The organism is Spirosoma taeanense (genome assembly GCF_013127955.1).
Taxonomy (GTDB): Bacteria; Bacteroidota; Bacteroidia; order Cytophagales; family Spirosomataceae; genus Spirosoma; species Spirosoma taeanense.
This window is the reverse complement of record NZ_CP053435.1, coordinates 2,344,896-2,363,606: the sequence shown is the minus strand read 5'-3', so window position 1 is coordinate 2,363,606 and position 18,711 is coordinate 2,344,896. Positions and strand designations below refer to the sequence as shown.

General features: G+C 51.2%; 15 protein-coding genes. 10 read left to right on the top strand and 5 right to left on the bottom strand.

Annotated features, from left to right (window positions below; translation table 11 throughout):
- Positions 1-19 precede the first annotated feature (19 nt).
- Both HNV11_RS09960 and HNV11_RS09955 read left to right on the top strand, forming a co-directional pair.
- The gene (locus HNV11_RS09960; RefSeq protein WP_171739522.1) at positions 20-415 is read left to right on the top strand and encodes a (R)-mandelonitrile lyase; all 396 of its coding nucleotides are present in this window, start codon (positions 20-22) and stop codon (positions 413-415) included.
- Between the two features lie 312 nt (positions 416-727).
- A complete protein-coding gene (locus tag HNV11_RS09955) occupies positions 728-1,957 on the top strand; it encodes a multidrug effflux MFS transporter (protein ID WP_171739521.1) in 1,230 nt (409 codons plus the stop codon).
- A 168-nt stretch (positions 1,958-2,125) separates the two neighbouring features.
- Here HNV11_RS09955 and HNV11_RS09950 read toward each other — a convergent pair whose 3' ends face one another.
- The 3 genes from HNV11_RS09950 to HNV11_RS09940 all read right to left on the bottom strand — a co-directional run bounded on the left by HNV11_RS09950 (position 2,126) and on the right by HNV11_RS09940 (position 4,407).
- The gene (locus HNV11_RS09950) at positions 2,126-3,142 is read right to left on the bottom strand and encodes a LiaI-LiaF-like domain-containing protein (RefSeq protein WP_171739520.1); all 1,017 of its coding nucleotides are present in this window, start codon (positions 3,140-3,142) and stop codon (positions 2,126-2,128) included.
- Between the two features lie 2 nt (positions 3,143-3,144).
- Positions 3,145-3,618, bottom strand: a complete 474-nt coding sequence (locus HNV11_RS09945) for a PspC domain-containing protein (protein ID WP_171739519.1) — start codon at positions 3,616-3,618, stop codon at positions 3,145-3,147.
- A gap of 168 nt (positions 3,619-3,786) precedes the next feature.
- Complete coding sequence (locus HNV11_RS09940) at positions 3,787-4,407, bottom strand: beta/alpha barrel domain-containing protein (protein ID WP_171739518.1); 621 nt, start codon at positions 4,405-4,407, stop codon at positions 3,787-3,789.
- Between the two features lie 226 nt (positions 4,408-4,633).
- On the opposite strand from HNV11_RS09940, the gene HNV11_RS09935 reads away from it, so the two are divergent.
- From HNV11_RS09935 to HNV11_RS09910, 6 genes are all read left to right on the top strand, one after another.
- The gene (locus tag HNV11_RS09935; RefSeq protein ID WP_171739517.1) at positions 4,634-4,972 is read left to right on the top strand and encodes a PadR family transcriptional regulator; all 339 of its coding nucleotides are present in this window, start codon (positions 4,634-4,636) and stop codon (positions 4,970-4,972) included.
- A complete protein-coding gene (locus HNV11_RS09930) occupies positions 4,969-7,632 on the top strand; it encodes an ABC transporter permease (protein WP_240163893.1) in 2,664 nt (887 codons plus the stop codon). Before HNV11_RS09935 ends, HNV11_RS09930 begins: the two co-directional genes overlap by 4 nt.
- A gap of 225 nt (positions 7,633-7,857) precedes the next feature.
- Complete coding sequence (locus HNV11_RS09925; RefSeq protein ID WP_171739516.1) at positions 7,858-8,196, top strand: PadR family transcriptional regulator; 339 nt, start codon at positions 7,858-7,860, stop codon at positions 8,194-8,196.
- The gene (locus HNV11_RS09920; protein WP_171739515.1) at positions 8,193-10,886 is read left to right on the top strand and encodes an ABC transporter permease; all 2,694 of its coding nucleotides are present in this window, start codon (positions 8,193-8,195) and stop codon (positions 10,884-10,886) included. Before HNV11_RS09925 ends, HNV11_RS09920 begins: the two co-directional genes overlap by 4 nt.
- A gap of 186 nt (positions 10,887-11,072) precedes the next feature.
- Complete coding sequence (locus tag HNV11_RS09915; RefSeq protein ID WP_394353879.1) at positions 11,073-12,206, top strand: exo-beta-N-acetylmuramidase NamZ family protein; 1,134 nt, start codon at positions 11,073-11,075, stop codon at positions 12,204-12,206.
- 293 nt (positions 12,207-12,499) lie between these two features.
- Positions 12,500-14,899, top strand: a complete 2,400-nt coding sequence (locus HNV11_RS09910) for an FtsX-like permease family protein (protein WP_171739513.1) — start codon at positions 12,500-12,502, stop codon at positions 14,897-14,899.
- Positions 14,900-15,021: 122 nt separating this feature from the next.
- Here the strand turns inward: HNV11_RS09910 and HNV11_RS09905 are convergent.
- A protein-coding gene (locus HNV11_RS09905) for an IS3 family transposase (RefSeq protein WP_171738713.1) occupies positions 15,022-16,187 on the bottom strand; the annotation gives its coding sequence in 2 pieces (ribosomal slippage) (positions 15,022-15,938 and positions 15,938-16,187; 1,167 coding nt in all).
- 585 nt (positions 16,188-16,772) lie between these two features.
- Here HNV11_RS09905 and HNV11_RS09900 point away from each other — a divergent pair.
- A complete protein-coding gene (locus tag HNV11_RS09900) occupies positions 16,773-16,922 on the top strand; it encodes a hypothetical protein (protein ID WP_171739512.1) in 150 nt (49 codons plus the stop codon).
- A gap of 166 nt (positions 16,923-17,088) precedes the next feature.
- Here the strand turns inward: HNV11_RS09900 and HNV11_RS09895 are convergent, their stop codons facing one another.
- The gene (locus tag HNV11_RS09895; RefSeq protein WP_171739511.1) at positions 17,089-17,496 is read right to left on the bottom strand and encodes a hypothetical protein; all 408 of its coding nucleotides are present in this window, start codon (positions 17,494-17,496) and stop codon (positions 17,089-17,091) included.
- Between the two features lie 816 nt (positions 17,497-18,312).
- On the opposite strand from HNV11_RS09895, the gene HNV11_RS09890 reads away from it, so the two are divergent.
- Complete coding sequence (locus HNV11_RS09890) at positions 18,313-18,651, top strand: PadR family transcriptional regulator (protein WP_171739510.1); 339 nt, start codon at positions 18,313-18,315, stop codon at positions 18,649-18,651.
- The last annotated feature ends 60 nt before the right edge of the window (positions 18,652-18,711 follow it).

Sequence of the window (18,711 nt, the reverse complement as noted above, 5' to 3'; positions counted from 1 at the left end):
TAAACGAAACGGAGTTCACATGGAAATAACCAGAATTGGTACGCAGCCATCCGGCAAGGGGCCGGAAGACTGGTTTACGGGCGCCGTGCGCATTGATTCGTTATTTGCGGCTAATGACGCCAGACGAGCAGCCGCAGCGAGTGTCACCTTCGAACCTGGTGCCCGAACGGCCTGGCACACCCATCCGCTGGGCCAGACGCTGATCGTTACCGCCGGTTGCGGCTGGGTACAGCGCGACGGTGGTCCGATTGAGGAAATTCATCCGGGTGACGTCGTTTGGTTTGAGCCCAACGAAAAGCATTGGCACGGTGCCACCCCCACGACCGGCATGACCCACATTGCCATTCAGGAAAATCTGAATGGAAAAGTAGTCGATTGGCTGGAAAAGGTGAGTGAAGAGCAGTACCGTAAATAAGCCGTCATTGCGAATCAGATTCCGGTCGCAAATCCTATGAAGCCGTCCAGCCATGTAATTTGGTGGTCAATGCGCGGTCATCAACAACCGGTTCAGCGAAGAACTGTCCATGTGGCAATCTATTGGAAAATTATGAATCTACTTAGTCATACGGCTATTTCGGCAAAGGTTGTCAGGACAATCGAACCTTAACGATTGGGGCTGTGTATAAATAGCAAGTATGAATTGGGCGGACTAGTATGCCTTTCCATCTGGCTGTTATGTCTTTTCTTCCCATTTAATCCTTACTAGCATTCACCAGATTAACTCCTGATGTCCAAAAAGACGTATTTCTTTCTTATTTTGATTCTGGGTAGTTTAACTGCTCTGGGGCCGTTTTCCATTGACATGTATCTGCCGGGCTTCCCAGCCATTGCCAACGATCTGCACACCACCGCGGCAAAAGTCTCTCTTTCTCTGTCCGGCTTTTTCATCGGAATCTCGGTGGGGCAGCTTCTTTACGGGCCCTTGCTCGACCGGTTTGGGCGGAAAAAACCATTGTACATCGGGCTGATTGTGTACATCCTGGCATCAGCAGGCTGCGCTTTTACAGACAGTATCGACGGCCTGATCGTCATGCGTGTCATACAGGCCATCGGAAGTTGCGCGGCAGCGGTGGCCTCGGTAGCAATGGTGCGCGATCTGTTTCCGGTGAAGGACAATGCGAAGGTGTTCTCACTGTTACTGCTCGTCGTAGGCGCTTCGCCGATGATCGCCCCAACGGTTGGTGGGTATGTGACCGCTGCCTTCGGCTGGCAGGCTGTATTTATTATTCTCACCGGGATGGGCGTTGCTATTTTGGCCGCCGTTTTCTTCTGGTTGCCTGCCCGTTATAAACCCGACCCGTCGATTTCGCTAAAACCGAAACCGATTCTACTTAATTTCTGGAGCGTATTGCGCGAACCCCAGTTTTATACCTATGCTTTCACCGGGGCCATCGCCTTTTCAGGTCTGTTTGCCTATGTTTCCGGCTCACCGATTCTGTTTATGGAAGTATTCCATACCGACGAAAAAGTATATGGCTGGATATTCGCATTTCTTTCGGTTGGCTTTATTGGATCCAGTCAGGTAAACACCCTGCTGCTGCGAACTTACAGGAGCGATCAAATTGTCAACGTGGCTCTGGTTTGTCAGGTCATTGTTGCCCTGACGTTTCTGACAGTAGCCATAAATGGCTGGCTGACGCTTCCGATTACCCTTGTTTTTCTGTTCCTGTTCCTTTGCTGCATCGGTTTTACCAACCCAAATGCCTCAGCGTTATCGCTGGCTCCTTTTTCCAAAAATGCTGGTAGCGCGTCGGCATTGATGGGTGCCCTACAAATGGGCATGGGTACGTTGATCTCGGTAATTATAAGCCTTTTTGAAGTTCCTTCGGCCATTCCGATGGTGGTGGGTATGGCTGGCTCAGCAACCCTTGCCCTGCTGGTATTGCTGATGGGACGAAGAACAATAACCACGCAGGTTGACCTCCAACAAGGCGCCGATACAGTAGTGCTTCATTAGTTTCTCTATGAGTTGAGCAGGCTGCAATTGTCTAGTTCATATCCCCGAAAGATGCGCCAATAAAAAGCAGCGGCCCGATAACTCAAATGAGGTTATCGGGCTGCTGCTTTTTATGCTGTGGACTTTTAGGTTCGCCCTTCAGGACATCACGGGCGGCTTCACCCTGCGTTAGTAGCGGACGACTTTGAAGCGCGAGATGCCGCCGTCGAAGCGAATGGTCATCTTTTTGGCGGCTCCATCGTAGCCGGGGCTGACAAACTCGCCCCCGCCGACTTCCGTAAAATCGTCCAGTTGCTGCAGGTTCAGGGCACCGTCTTTTTTAATCCGGCAGCCCACCTCTTTCGGAACGCGTACCGTAACGGAAGCCGCCCCTACGTCGAGTTTTACGTCCGACTGGTCGGTTTTTGCGCCCAGTTTCAGGTCAAGATCGGCGGCACCAGCGGCAAGTTTCAGATTTTTTACGGCGTAAGCGCTCAGGTCCAGATCGCCCTGACCAGCACCCAGCGCGATATCCATTGTCCAGACGGGTTTGGCGTTCAGGTGTACGTCTACCCGATTTTCGAACTTACCATCATTCAGGTCAATTTCCTGATGCTCGTCCGTTGGCTTCAGTTCGATGGTTGGCACATGGGTGGTCTGGTCGCGGTCGACAGACATGGAATACGTTCCGACGGTCTGTTTCGTTTCTGCCTTGATCAACTCAGACGTTGGATCGCTGATGATAAACCGGCCTGCTCCGCCCGCCAGTTTCAGAACAGCCTCCTGCGTGTCGGCGTCCATCGACTCAGAAAACGTACTGGTCTGCACTTTTTCCCCACTCCGCCGATCGCGCTCGGAGCGATAATCCGCTTCGTTGTCGTCATCCTCATCATCGGAATCCCGGCCATTGTCGTCATCGTTGTCGTGATTCCAGCGCATGTGGAATCCATCGCGGTCCCGATCGTGGGCGAAAAACCCAAATAGAGTAGCAGGAACCGCCACCGCCAGCATCACCGTCGTAACGAAGGCCGCCGGGTTACCGCGTCGTTCGAGGATCAGGTTCACCCCGGCCAGAATCAACAGGATGGGCCACAGATTCACGAGCGCATGCCAGTCCACATCCAGCCATCCCGCCCGACGGGCCAGGAACAGCACGCCAAACGTCAGCAGAAAAATTCCCCAGAATAGTCCGTTTCGGCGTTGCATGATCAGAGCGTATCGTTAGGATGGTTGGGGTTATTGCTGTTCGGGTCGTAGGGGGTTTTGATCCGATCTTTGAAAATCAGCCACAGACCGACGGCAATCAGAATAAACGGCCACAGATCGCCAAAGTCAATGTCGAAGTAGCGGTTGATCAGGAACAAAATGCCGAGCAGGATCAGAATGGCCCCGCCAATGACACTACGGTCGGGAGATGCGGGCTGGTTGGGGTTGTAGGGATTCATGGAAAAAACAGGATTTGCATAAACGGTTAACTGATTGACCGATGCTCCGAGCGGCTGCTTCGGCATTGCGATCCACAAGATAATGTAAATCAGCAAGGCTGGAAAGCCAGGAAGCGGAATACCAATCAGGAATATCAGGCGCACCAGTGTGCGATTCCATCCAAAATAGTGGGCCAGTCCGGCCGCGACGCCCCCGACCATAGCCTCGTCGGAGATGCGCTCTAATCGTTTGTTCATGGCTTTTTGGGTCTAAAACCGATGTAAACGTACTAGGTAGCCGGGTCAGAGGAAACGAGAATCGGACGGATGGACGCGGCTATTGATGGAAGTATGTTTTCAATGATAGTAGGTTATACATAGTAGCGCAAATATATACGCCCAACCAGCTTGTAACGTCAAAACAGGCTATTCTTCTTCGATTGCTTCCAGAATATCCATCAATTCGCCAAACTCCTTGTTCCCGGGTCGCTCTTCGTCGCCCCCGGTCAGCGCAATACCCCGAACCGACAGGTCGGCCAGCAGCGTATGGACGTTATTGACCGATACGCCCGTTCCCAGCAGAATTGGATAACGAGCTGCCAGTCGCTGCAGGGCCGTTTTCAACACATCATCGAGATGAATGGGGCTATTGCTTTCCAGCAGAATATATTCAGCACCCGATGAGCCGGTCAGGAGCAGCGTATCGAGCTGGTCAAGGGTAAGCTGCGACAGATCGGCCCGCAGAATAATGGGCAGGCCAAACGTGCCCAGATACGGCAGCAGAGCCGCTTCGTCTACCTGCAGCAGGTCCGGCTGGTACGTCTCAATCAGTTGCTCGATTACGTCGGGGTCCGTAGCCGTGGTTTCGCCGACAATCTGCACGCCAGCCACCCAAGCCTTGATTTCATTAAATTTTTTCGGTTCGACGTAATCAGGCGAGTTGGTGTCCATCGAAAAGCCAAGCATATCGACGCCCATACCGGCGCAGTAGCGGGCATCGCTGAGGTTGGTTACGTTGGAGATTTTAACGAGCGTTTTGAGAGCCATATTGATTCAGTAAACTATTGACGCCATAGCTGGCAGATGTGCCCGCGAAATTACGGGTAAGCGCGGATTGTATTGACCCGTTTTCGAACGGTTTGTTCGGCTGCGGACAGGCGGTGTACGATTCCGGACAGGGCAAATGTCTCAATAAGCCCCAAATCAGCCGTTTAAGCCAATTTTCGAAATTGGCAAACCATTTGTTCTACAAATATTGAACTAACGAAGACGAATGAAACGGACGTACCTGGGTGAGTTTGAAGAAATCGTTTTGCTAACCGTCGCCGTGCTGGGCAGTGGCGCGTATGGAGTAGCCATTACCGACGAACTGGATAAGCAGACCGGACGCTCGGTTAGCATCAGCGCCGTACATGCAGCGCTGCACCGTCTGCAGGAGAAAGGCATGCTGGTATCCCAAATGGGCGAAGCCACGGCCGAACGGGGCGGTCGGCGGAAACGCCTGTTCACCGTAACGGTGCTGGGTAGCCGGACGCTGCACGACATCCGGGCCGTACGTGAGCAGTTATGGAATTCTATTGCTCCGCAAACCTTACCAGCTATCAGCCTATGAACCCCAAGCCCCCCGCCCCTCGCCAAAATGCCGGATCACCACCGCGCTGGGCCGACCGCCTGCTGGCATGGTTCTGCGCTCCCCACCTGCTGGAAGAAGTGCAGGGCGACCTGTATGAGCGCTTTACGCGACGGGTCGCGCTGGTCGGCGAACGCAGCGCCCGGCGGCAGTATATCTGGGAGGTTCTGGGGTTTATCCGGCCATTTGCCCTCAAACGTCAGCGGACGGTTCATCAATCCGACGAATACACATCACCTATTTCGTTACACCCTGCCATGATACGTAACTATCTCAAAATTGCCTGGCGGAACATCGCCCACAACAAAACGTTCTCGGCTATTAACATCCTGGGGCTGGCCCTGGGCATGGTTTGTAGCCTGCTCATCTTTCTCTGGATTCAGGACGAGTTCAGCGTCGATGCCTACCACGCCAATGGCACCCGATTGTACAACGTCATGGAGCGTCAGCTCTACGATGGGAAGGTAGTAGCCGCGCCCAGCACACCAGGGCTACTGTCGGATGAGCTTAAAAAGAAGTTTCCGGAAATTGAATATGCCGCGGGCTTTTCGTGGGAAGATCAGCGCACCTTTACCGTAGGGGAAAAATTCAACAGGGAGAAAGGGCGGTTTGCCGGAGCTGACTGGTTCAGCATGTTTACGGTGCCGCTGCTGGAAGGGCGTCCTGAAACGGCGTTGAATGCCCCGGCTAACCTGGCAATTTCCCGCAAACTGGCTGAGAACTATTTTGGTAGTCCGCAGGCCGCCATCGGAAAAAGCATCCGGCTGGATAACCAGACCGATTATCAGGTTACGGCCGTTTTCGAGAATCTGCCGGACAACAGTTCGGAGAAATACGATTATCTGCTGAGCTGGCAGGATTTCATCAGGCGGAACGAATGGCTTAAAGACTGGGGAAGCAACGCGCCCCGCACGTTCATTCAACTGCACCAGGCCCGCAACGGCGACCTCCCGGACGCGGACCGACTCGAAGCCAAACTGAAGCACTTTCTGAAGGAAGTGAATCCCCGTATGAAAGAAAGCCCTTTCAAGATTGAGCTGTTTCTGCAACCGTTTCCCGAAGGGTATCTGTATTCCAACTTCAAGGACGGTTATCAGGACGGTGGCCGCATCGAATACGTGCGGCTGTTTGGTATCGTGGCCGTGTTCATTCTGCTGATTGCCTGCATTAACTTCATGAATCTGGCCACGGCCCGGTCGGTCAGGCGGGCGCGGGAGGTCGGCGTCCGGAAGGTGATCGGGGCCGTACGGAGCCTGCTGATTGGCCAGTTTGTGGGCGAGGCCCTATTGCTTACGTTCCTGGCGTTAGTCCTGGCACTGGGTATCGTCTGGCTCCTGCTGCCCGTCTTCAATACCCTGACCGAAAAACACATTACGTTCCGTTATGCCAGCCCTTCGTTCTGGGCGACGCTGCTGGGCATGGCACTCCTAACCGGACTGATTGCCGGAAGCTACCCGGCTCTGTTTCTGTCGTCGCTCAACCCGATTCGCGTTCTGAAAGGTAGCCTCCGGTTTGGCTCGGGTGCGCGGCTGTTCCGGCAGGGGCTGGTCGTGTTTCAGTTCGTACTATCGATGCTGCTCATTATCGGCACCATCGTGGTTTACCGGCAGATTAATTTCATCCAGACCAAGAACCTGGGCTATGATCGGGAAAACTTGATCTATCTCTCGGCCGAAGGGAATCTGGTAGACAAATACAGCACCTTTAAGCAGGAACTACTGAAATCGCCGGGCATTCAGTCCATGACGTATATGGATGGTACGCCGACCAACACCTTTGGCAGCACCGGCAACGTGCAGTGGCCGGGCAAAGGCCCCGACGTCAGTATCGAGTTTCAGTTTTCGACCGTGGATTATGACTTCACCAAAACGTTAAAACTGAATCTGAAAGGGCGCGACTTCTCGAAAGCATACGGCCTGGATTCGGTTAGCTACCTCATCAACGAAACGGCCGCCCGGCGGATTGGTTACGTAGATCCCATCGGTAAACCGTTGACGTTATGGGGTAAACAGGGCACCATTATCGGGCTGATCGAGGATTATCACATGACCTCGCTGCACATTCCGATCGAACCGCTGATTATTAAACTAAGCCCCGATCCGGAACGTAAGAATATCATTATCCGCACACAACCGGGCCAAAGCCGCGAAGCCCTGGCGAGCGTAGAAACGCTATGGCGACAGCTTAACCCGAAGTTTCCGTTCTCGTACAAGTTCGCGGATCAGGAGTTTCAGAAGCTGTACCGGAGCGAGATTGTGGTCGGTACGCTGGCGAATTACTTTGCCTTCTTAGCCATCTTTATTTCCTGCCTGGGTTTGTTCGGACTGGCTGCGTTCACGGCGGAGCAGCGCACCAAAGAAATTGGCGTCCGGAAAGTGCTCGGCGCGAGCGTTCCGAGTATCGTTACGTTGCTATCGGCTGATTTTCTGAAACTGGTGCTGATCGCTATTCTGATTGCCTCACCGCTTGCCTGGTATGCCATGAATCGGTGGCTGGCCGACTTCGCCTACAAGATTGACATTGAATGGTGGATATTCGCCGGGGCGGGTATGCTGGCAACGGTAATCGCCCTGCTAACAATCAGCTTTCAAAGTATCAAGGCAGCCCTGATGGACCCCGTCCGGAGTTTGCGAACCGAATAAAAGCCCCCTCCTCTTAAAAGCGCCTTGTCCCCGACCTGGCGCTTTTTTTACGGTTCAGCGGCTCTCATCTACGCAGTGTGCCTGTCCTGAAGCGTACAGCCCCTGTCCGGTAGCGGACATTCGCTAATAACTGCTCTCCGGAGAAAGGCTCAATTCTGACTCCAGAGGCTATTTTTTGCAACTGGCAACTTATTTGCTCAGCAAAAATAGATTTAATACAGAGCGATGAAACGAACCTACTTAGGCGAGTTTGAAGAGATTGTCCTGCTGCTGGTTGCCGGTATGGACGGTGAAGCGTATGGCGTGGGAATCACCCACAAGCTGAATGAAGAAACCGACCGGTCCGTGCGACTCAACCAGGTACATGCAGCCCTGCACCGGTTGCAGGAAAAAGGCATGGTCGCGTCGCGGCTGGGCGACCCTACACCGGAGCGGGGTGGTCGCCGGAAGCTGCTGTTCACCGTAACGGCCTACGGCTACCGGACGCTGCACGACATTAAGGAAATGCGCGCTCAGTTATGGGATAACGTGCCTGCTGCGCCCAAACTCGCTTTCAATTTATGAACCCCAGGCCCCCTACCCCTCCGCAACTGGCCGACCGACTGCTGGCATGGTTCTGCGCTCCCCACCTGCTGGAAACCCTGCAGGGCGATCTGCATGAGGAGTTTGCCTACCAGGTCGAACGCATCGGTCAGCGACGGGCCCGCTGGCGCTACTGGCGGGATGTGCTGGGCTTTGTGCGGCCTTATGTCCTCAAGCGTAACGAAACGGAGTATACTCAACCCTTTTTCCTAAGCCCGGAAATGATCCGCAATTATCTGAAAATCGCGCTGCGTAATCTGACAAAGCATAAAGTTAGTACGCTCATCAACCTCGCCGGTCTTACGCTGGGCGTTACGGCCTGTCTGGTCATTTACCTCATCACCCGCTTTGAACTGAGCTATGATACGTTCCATCCAGATCGGGACCGGATCTATCGGATCGCGGGGCAAAGTAAGTTCGGCAAAAACGATGAATTTCGGCCGTTAGGGTTTATACCCCGCGCGGCTCCCAAAGCCATCCGGGCCGAAGTACCGGGTCTCGAAACAGTCGCTACTTTTCATAATATTGAAACAGACGTTATCATCCCAAACGGCCGCGAAGAAGCCCGGACGATTGAACGCCGGACGATGGGGACCGACCCGGCGCAGATTGTCATAACGGAGCCGGAATACTTCAGCATCTTTCAATACGAATGGCTGGCTGGCAACCCCCGAACGGCCCTGAACGAACCTTATCAGGTAGTACTTTCGGAGGACAGAGCCCATCTGTATTTCGGCGATATTCCCCCCGATCAGATGCTTGGCCGGGAGCTTATTTACCGGGATTCTATCCGGACGCACGTAACCGGTATCGTGAAGGGTTGGCATCAGAATACGGATTTTAGCTTTACTGATTTTATCTCTTTCGCCACGATCCGCGCCAGTCGGCTCAAACAGGAAATCAACCTCGATGAGTGGAACGATGTCTGGTCGTCTTCGCAGGCGTTCGTCAAATTAAGCAGGGGCACAACTCCTGCTCAGGTGAATGACCGGCTCGCGGTATTCTCGCAAAAGCACTTTGGGCCAAACCGGGGTACCGGCGACTTCCGATTTATTCCCAGCTTACAACCCCTGTCCGATCTGCACTTCAATACCGATTACCAGGACAACTATTCCCGTCAGGCGCATCTGCCCACGTTGTACGGTTTGATGGGCGTAGCGGTGTTCATCCTCCTCATTGCGGCTATTAACTTTATTAATCTGGCCACGGCTCGGTCGGTACACCGGGCGCAGGAGGTGGGCATGCGGAAAGTTCTGGGCAGCAGTCGCACCATCCTGCTTGCCCAGTTCATGAGCGAAACCTTCATCCTGACGACGCTGGCGGTAGGTGTGGCCCTGTTGATCACTCAGCCGGTACTTCTGGCTTTTCAATCCTTTATTCCAAAGGGCGTAGCCCTCTCGGTTTTTAACCCGCAGCTTCTGCTGTTTCTGCTGGCTCTTACTCTCATGACCGCCCTGCTTTCCGGATTGTATCCTGCATGGGCTATGTCCGCTTATCAACCGGCGCTGACGCTGAAAGGTCAAACGGCCCTTGTTGGCAACCAGAAGGGGTATCTGCGCAAAGGGCTGATCGTGTTTCAATTCACCATTTCGCTGGTGTTTATCGTTGCAACGCTCATGGTGGGTCGTCAGCTAAATTTCATTCGCAATAAAGACCTGGGCTTTTCGACCGACGCCATTGTTCTGATTAATACATTACACGACGACAAGAGTCAGGTGCTGGCTCAGAAGATCAGGCAGTTGTCGGGCGTTGACGGCGTAACAATGCAGTGGTTCGCGCCGATGGGCGAAAACTATATGCTCACCAAGCTAACTTACCAGGGCGCCACCGAAATTGAAACAGAAGTTTCTGCCAAAGTAGGGGACGTAAACTTCATTCCGTTATACCACATCCGACTGGTTGCCGGACGTAACTTCCTGCCCAGTGATACACTCAGCGAGCTGGTCATTAACCAGACGTACGCCAGAACGCTGGGGTTCAAACAACCAGCCGAAGCTATTGGCAAACTGCTGAAGTTCAACGGCCGTTCGTATCCCATTGTAGGCGTCGTGGCGGACTTCCATGAAAATTCGCTGCACGCCCGGATCAAGCCTGCGTTCATTGCTTATCTGCCCAACATGTCCAGGAACCTCGGCGTAAAACTGGCAACGAAAGGCCAACAGGTAAGTGATGCCACGCTTACGCTGGATGCGATCGAAGCAGCGTGGCAGGAAGTCTATCCTAATGAGAAGTTCGAGTTTAGCTTTCTGGACGATTCGATTGCCAAAATCTATGAGAAAGAACAGAAAACGTCACTGCTCGTCAACACGGCGACTGCCATTGCGATTCTGATTTCGTGTATGGGTCTGTTCGGTCTGGCTACATTTGCGGCTGAGCAGCGCACCAAAGAAATTGGCATCCGCAAAGTGCTGGGAGCCTCCGTAACGAGCATCGTCGCCCTGCTATCCGCCGAGTTTGTCAGGCTAGTGCTAATTGCTGTGGTCATTGCCTCGCCCATCGCCTGGTATGCTGTCAATCAATGGCTGCAGGACTTCGCCTATAAGGTTAATCTGGACTGGTGGGTATTTGTGCTGGCGGGAGCGCTGGCCGTTGGTATCGCCCTGCTGACGGTTAGCGTTCAAAGCGTGAAAGCCGCCCTGACAAATCCGGCCAGGAGTTTGCGAACGGAGTAAGCGGAATGATTTGTAGACAACAACTTTTCTCAGCAATTTGCCGCTCAACGGCTGTTATATGGCATCTTTATGAAGGTTCTCCTGTTCGTTCTTTTTCCAATATTGCTCTGCGTTGTTTGTACAACACGCCATTTTCATTTATTACGTCTATCATTCGGCACGCAAACGGGCAAACCGATTGCTCAAATGAAACAACCCGTTCTAACGGGGGCCGATCAGGTAGCAACGTATCTGCCTTATCTGAGGGGAAAACGGATCGGCATGGTTGTCAACCAGACGTCAATTATCGGCAGCAAACCCAGCGTAGACAGCCTGCACAGTCTGGGCGTAAACATCGTGAAGGTGTTCGGGCCGGAGCACGGCTTTCGCGGCAACGCCAGCAACGGAGCCAGGGTTGATGACGAAGTGGATGCGAAAACGAGCATCCCCATTATTTCGCTTTACGGTAGAAATAAGAAACCATCGGCCGAACACCTGGCCGACGTCGACCTGCTGATCTTCGACATTCAGGACGTGGGTGCGCGGTTCTATACGTACATCAACACGCTGAACTATATTATGGAAGCCTGCGCCGAGAACAGGAAGGAATTGCTGATTCTGGACCGGCCCAATCCAAACGGGTTCATCGTGGATGGCCCAATTCTGGAAGATCACCTGCACTCGGGAATTGGGATGCACAAGATTCCTATTACGCACGGCATGACCATTGCCGAGTTTGCCCAGATGATCAACGGCGAAGGCTGGGGCATCCCCAAGAATTCGTGTAAACTAAAGATCATCAAGGTAGCCAACTATACGCACGACACCCCCTATGTACTGCCGGTGGCCCCTTCACCAAACCTGAACACGCAGCAATCAATTTTGCTGTATCCGAGCGTCTGCCTGTTTGAAGGGACAATCATTAGTCAGGGACGCGGTACGTATATTCCCTTTACCGTCCTGGGCGCCCCCGCCCTGAAAGGTCAGTATTCATTCTCGTTCCGGCCGGTTAGTATTAAAGGCATGAAGGAAGCGCCCCTGCACCAGGATACCGACTGCTACGGACTTGACCTACGTAAATATGACCCGAACATCCTCCGAAAAACCCGGCAGCTTAACCTGCAATGGCTGATCGAGCTGTATAAAGCCTACCCCGACAAAGACCGGTTCTTCGACATGAGCCAAAGCAAGGAAATCGGCAACTTCGATAAACTGGCCGGCACTGAAAACCTCAAAAAGCAGATCATCGCCGGAGTGAGCGAACAGGCAATTCGCCAGAGTTGGGAACCGGGTCTGGCGGAGTACAGGCAAATGCGAAAGAAGTATCTGCTGTATCCTTAGCAGTGAATACATTTCAAACTTGCGCACGTCCCCGCTAAACAAAATACAGGTAAGTCGGTTATGTATAACAAGTGGTACAGGTTACTGCGGAAGTCATCCACCGTAACCCGTATAGAGTGCCCAACTGCCTGAGCAGTTGGGCTTTTTTTGTGCTTTATCATCTGCTAATGTGGTGCGTAGTTCTTACCCCTGGACACCTACACACGAGCTTCTGAAACAGCGACTTAACAACTATTAACAGTCTGTCTATAAGCAATATCCGTACCTTGGCCGCTAAACTAGAGACGGATATTATGTTTACTAACTACCTCAAAATCGCCTGGCGAAATTTGCGGACGCAACGCAGCTACACACTGCTGAATACAGTTGGGTTGTCTATTGGCATGGCGGGTGGACTGCTCATTTTTCTGTTTCTTCGTCATCACCTCAGCACAGATCGGCACCACGCCAGGTTCGACCATATTTATCGAATCGACACTGATTTGTACCTCGCTGACAGTTCAATCGAGTATAATGCAGAAGCCCCCTTACCAATGGCGCAGGTGCTTCGCACGCAGTATCCACAAGTGGAGCAGGCGGCCTTTCTGAGCATGGTCCGCGACATGACCGTGAGCGTCAAACGCTCAGATGAACGCCAACCCACACGATTTCTCGAACACAAAGGCACCGGTTTGGTAGAGCCCGAGTGGTTCGACGTATTAAGCTACACGTGGCTGCGGGGTGATGCCAAAACGGCTTTACGTGGACCCAATCGCGTGGTGCTGACCGAGTCGTGGGCCAGAAAATACTTTGGCGACACCGACCCGGTTGGGCAAACACTGACCCTGAACAACAAGGCAATCGTTACCGTAACCGGCCTGCTCGCCGAACCACCTGTCACGACCGACACAAACCTTGGCCTGTTTGTGTCTATGTCAACCATGCGGCAGCTTGACCCCGAATACGACGTAACAGACTGGGGCTGGCTGACCAGCAGCAACCGGCTTTATGCCACGCTAAAAAGTGAAGAAGCCGCGGCCAGTTTACAACAGGCGATGCCCGCGCTGGCCCGGAAACAATATGGCGACTTCGCTAAGGTATATCATTTTGTCATCCAGCCGATGCGGGAACTGCACTTCGACGTAGCGCGTGACCCCGGCGGGGCGATTCGGTCATCGTTACTGTGGTCACTGGGAATTGTAGGGCTGTTGCTCATCCTGGCCTCTTGCATCAACTTCATTAATCTGGCTACAGCGCAGGCACTTCGACGTAGTAAAGAGGTGGGCATTCGCAAAACGCTTGGCAGCTCACGCGGCCAACTGAGTCGTCAGTTCCTGCTCGAAACGGCCCTCGTTACGCTGGCGGCAACTAGCCTGGCACTGCTGCTGACTTACGTATCCCTGCCCTTATTCAATAACTGGGTGCAGCTCGGCCTGACCTTCCGGCTCGATGGACTTACAGTTGTGTTCATTGCCTTGCTTTTTTTCGGCGTCGTGCTGCTGGCAGGTGGCTATCCAGCAGCCGTTTTATCCGGTTTCTCGCCCGATTTAGCCCTGCGCGGCAAACTAACTACTTCGTCGTTCGGTGGTCTGTCGGTTCGGCGGGTACTGGTCGTTACGCAGTTCATCGTTTGTCAGGCGCTTATTGTGGGAGCGCTGGTAGTAGCCCGGCAAGTTCAGTATATGCAGCAGGCCGATCTGGGCTTTCGGCCAGATAACGTTGTGCTGGTGCCACTGCCTGATAAAACCAAACCGTTGCAGGACGCATTTAAGCAGGAACTCAGTCAGTATGCCGACATCCGGGCCGTCAGTTTAGGCCATCTGCCGCCCTCCAGCGACCGGCTCTACGGCGGCTCGGTTAAGTTCGAGAAACGCCCCGACTGGGAGCCCTGGCCAACCCGCGAACGGCTGGCCGATGCCGACTTTGTGAAGACGTATCAACTGAAATTAGTAGCAGGGCGAAATATCATCCCGAGCGATACCATACGCGAGTATCTGATCAACGAGACGATGCTGCACAAGCTCGGTTTTCAGAAACCGGAGCAAATACTGGGCAAACGGCTACAGCACTATTTGTCGCCGGTTATGCTGCCCATTGTGGGGGTCGTGCGCGACTTTCATCTGAAATCATTGCGGGAGGAAATTGGTCCCTGCGTTATCGCCAGCCTAGCCGACCGATACCGTCACGCTGGCATTCGTATTTCGGGACGGAACCCGTCCCAAACGCTTGAACGCATTCGCCAGACCTGGCAGCAACTATACCCCAGCGAGGTATTTGAATACCAGTTCCTGGACGAACACATTGCACGACTTTATAAAACAGAAACCTTAATCACTCGACTGGTTAACGTATTCGCGGGACTAGCCATCCTGATCTGCTGCCTGGGACTGTACGGACTTGTCTCGCAGGTGGTGGAGCAGCGCACAAAGGAAATCGGCATCCGTAAAGTTCTCGGAGCCAGCGTTGCCAGCATTGTGGCGCTGTTATCGAAAGACTTTCTAAGACTGGTGTTGATTGCCATTGTCATAGCCTCCCCCATTGCCTGGTACGTTATGAATGGGTGGCTACAGGAGTTCGTTTATCGAATCGACATCGCGTGGTGGGTGTTTGCCCTGGCAGGAATACTGGCGGTAAGCATTGCGCTGCTCACGGTTAGTTTCCAAAGCATAAAAGCGGCTTTAACCAATCCGGTCAACAGCCTGCGAAGCGAATGACAGGTTTAATGTGTGCTTCGCGCTTATGAATAATCGGCACATTTACACTTAGAGCATAAACAGAGTGACCATTGCCAGGTAGGTGCTCTCTTTGGACTTGCAACAAAATACTGGACAAATCTTTAAGCAACATGTTGAAGTTGCCCATTATAATAGTCAAAAGGGGAAACATACCCCAGCGATGAATGCCTCCGTTGCCGGTTGTACCAGATCTCGATGTACTCAAACGTCGCCTGTTTAGCCGCTTCAATAGTTTTAAAATCGTGTTGGTAGATCATTTCTGACTTTAAGCTTTTGAAGAAGCTTTCCGCCACAGCGTTATCCCAACAGTTACCTTTCCCACTCATACTTTGCAAAACCAGCGGCTGTTTTTTCAACAGCCGGGTAAACGCATGACAGGCATATTGCACTCCTCTATCCGAATGGAAAATTAAATTCCGTTCGATAGGGCGATTTTTAAGGGCCATTTGCCAAGCCGGAATGGTCGTCTCAGCTGCCTTCATCGACTTGCTTAAAGCCCAACCGATCACTTTTCGATCATACAAATCCATGATGATCGTCAGGTAGAGCCAGCCTTCACAAGTAGCAATGTACGTCAGATCAGAAACCCATGCCTGACCCGGTTTTCTAGGATTGAACTGGCGGTTTAAATGGTTTTCGGCCACTGGGTAAGTGTGCTTGGAATCAGTTGTGGTAACCACATATTTCTTCTGAATGACACTTTTCAGGTTAGCCTTCCTCATCAACCTGGCTACTCGGGGTCGAGATATCTTTATGCCTTTGGCCCTCAGTTCTCGGGTGATCTTTGGACTGCCATAACGTTTCTTACTGGCTGTAAACGAATCACTTATTAGTACGATAAGCGTTTCATTCTCTTTGGCTCTTTTGGTGGGCCGTTGGGCTAACCAATAGTAATAGCCACTACGACTCACCTTCAATACGTTACACATCATCTCAACGGAAAATTCACCCTGGTGAGCTTTTATGAATCTAAATATTTCCCGTCGTTCCTGGAGAAGATGCTGACCGCCTTTTTTAGTATATCTCGCTCTAACTCAGCTTGTCGAAGTTCTTTTTTCAACCGTAGAATTTCCTGTTGCTCTTGGCTGACTTGGCCCCCTTCACCGGCCGTAACTGCTTTAGAAGCTAAATGCTCTCGGCGCCATCGAGTCAGAATTTGTTGAGTGATACCCAATTCTTCAGCGGTCGCTTTTAATGAGCCCTTGGTAACTGAGAGCTCCACCGCCATTCGTTTAAATTTGTCGTCGTATTGTCTCCTGGTTTTCATGGTCCACTAAGTTAGATCATGCTTAACTTAATGTCCAGTCAAATGTAGCAGCTCCACTTTTCAGTTTTAACGCTATTACGAGTACTTCGCAATTACCTCAGAATAGCTTTGGTAAGCCTTTATTTGGGGGTTTTAAACAAAGCGATAGCAATTAGTACTGATCCGAAGTCCGTGTATTTGATATAAGTAAGCTGAATAATTATTAATCGGATAATAAATCCAGTTTCCATCCCTTTACATACTCAGAGTTGTACAACTAATCTCAAAATAATCTAACAATCACTAATCATTCGGAAGTTACTTAACGTAGCACTATTCTTCTCTTGGCATGAAGCGTAAGATTCTGATTGGCTTGTTGATCGTTATTGCTGTCATAGTAGCCCTAGCCGTTGCAGAGTATTTTAAGCTAGGTAGTTCGAGCCCTCGCTCGGTAAAGATTGAGCGGTTTAAATAGTCAATAAATGCAAAATACAAGTAATGACATGGTATGTCACCACTGCATTTATGTATTTTATTGCTTAATCCGCTGTGTAAGTGGATTAATTTGTTTTACTTTATTCAATTGTGTACGAAAATTTTATAGCTATGTCTGACAATGACGAAAAAGAAGAAACAATGCTAGAGGAACAGCAAGACCTTTTCCGTGAACTTTCAAGGGAACAGACAGAAGCCGAGAAAGCTCTAGAAGAAGATCAGGAACGATCAGCAAAGTCGCAAGATGAGAGCGATAATTAACAAAGTACATAAATGCCAGTGGTGACATACCATGTCACCACTGGCATTTATTCAAGATCGGTTTCATAACTAGGATTATGTAAATGGAATAAAATTAGAATCGGTAGCTGACAATTAAGAAGTAGTTGTACTTTACTAGTACAACTCAACCTTGTCGGCACAAAAGCTACCTGATTTTGTTGCCTTTATATTCGTAAAATTTAGAGTCTGGGCCACTACTCATAATCAGTTCACCTCCGTTTGTTTGGATCGACTGACCTTCGTGAAAAGTCAAAACAGTAGCTAGTCCCACATATCCATGGCCGATAGAATCCATTGATTTAAGTACAGGTAGCTGAACTCCCTTTTTACTCTTAACAAGTAGTTGCACATCTCCCTGCTTGGTAATTTCTAATGTATCAATATAAAAGGAAAAAACCTGTTGAGTGGTATAATTCTTAAGTTTGACCTCACACACATAAACACCGATCCGTTGATCACGGGGGTCAATAACAGGATCAGCAACAACATTGGTCTGCTTACAAGATGAGTTGAGCATCATCACGAAGCCAGCTAAAATAAGTAGCGTTTTCATTGCTTGTTTGCCTTAAGTGAACCTATCAGCCTCAACTGCGCAGAGCTTTTAATGTTGTATAAGTGAGCATTATGTAAGGTCAACAAGCTAATCCTTCGTCTGTGCACGTCGTTTAGTGATAAGAGCAACAACAAAGAAAACAACAGCGACTCCGTAGTACGCATTGCTACGGCCAGAAGCGGCTAATCCCATAAAAACAATGCCTAGGGCAATGAAGGCAAGGTAAGGTCGTCTCATTGATTAAGAAGTTAAGGAGTTGTATAAGCTAATTTAATGTTAACTAGGGCTAAAGATAATTATTTGAAATCAGTTAACAGAGCGTAATTCCCAAGCAAAAAACTATTGTAAAATTTAGTCTATCCGGGCTTATCAGGCCGGAACCCCAATCCATTCGGTTCGGCAACTCTCGTTTCGATCTGGCAAACCAAACGCTTACGTCGGGTACGGCATGAATTTACCTATCGCGAAGCGAAGCTCCTACACCTGTTCGTCCAGCATCTGAATCAACTACTCGAACGAAATTTCATTATCATATCCGTCTGGGAGAAGGCATTATTGTCGGACGTAGTGTCGATGTGTTCGTTTCCCGTTTACGTAAGTTATTCCAGGATGACCCTGTTGAACGTATCGTCGCCATACAGGTCCGATAACTCCTGAAAAGCGCTCCCATCTGTCCGTTTAAGTACGCTTGGCTGTCCATAATCGGACAAGCCCTAAACTCACTATAGCGTTAAAATTGGCTCTACAGCACTATTGTAGCCTTTTTTCTCTCTGGCACTGCATTTGATCGGCATTATCGGAATAAATCTCAATGCCATGAAACGAGCCTTTCTGGGAGAGTTTGAAGAAGTTGTCCTGCTGACCGTTGCCATCCTCGATGAAGAAGCCTATGGCGTTACCATCACGCAGGAGATTGAGCAGAAGACGGGCCGCACGGTCGGCTTCAGCACGGTGCATACGACCCTGCAACGTCTGGAAGAAAAAGGCTTTTTATCGTCGCGTATGGGTGGAGCTACGGCCGAGCGGGGCGGTCGTCGAAAACGCTTTTTTACGGTTACGGCGGCCGGTCGGAGGGCGTTGCAGGAAGTCAAACAGGTGCGCGAAGAACTGTGGGGTTCCCTGCCTCCACAGACCCTGCAACTGATGGGAAACTAAGTTAACGATAAATGATACGAACAGGATTTGTCTCATTGTTCACTCATAACTCATCATTCA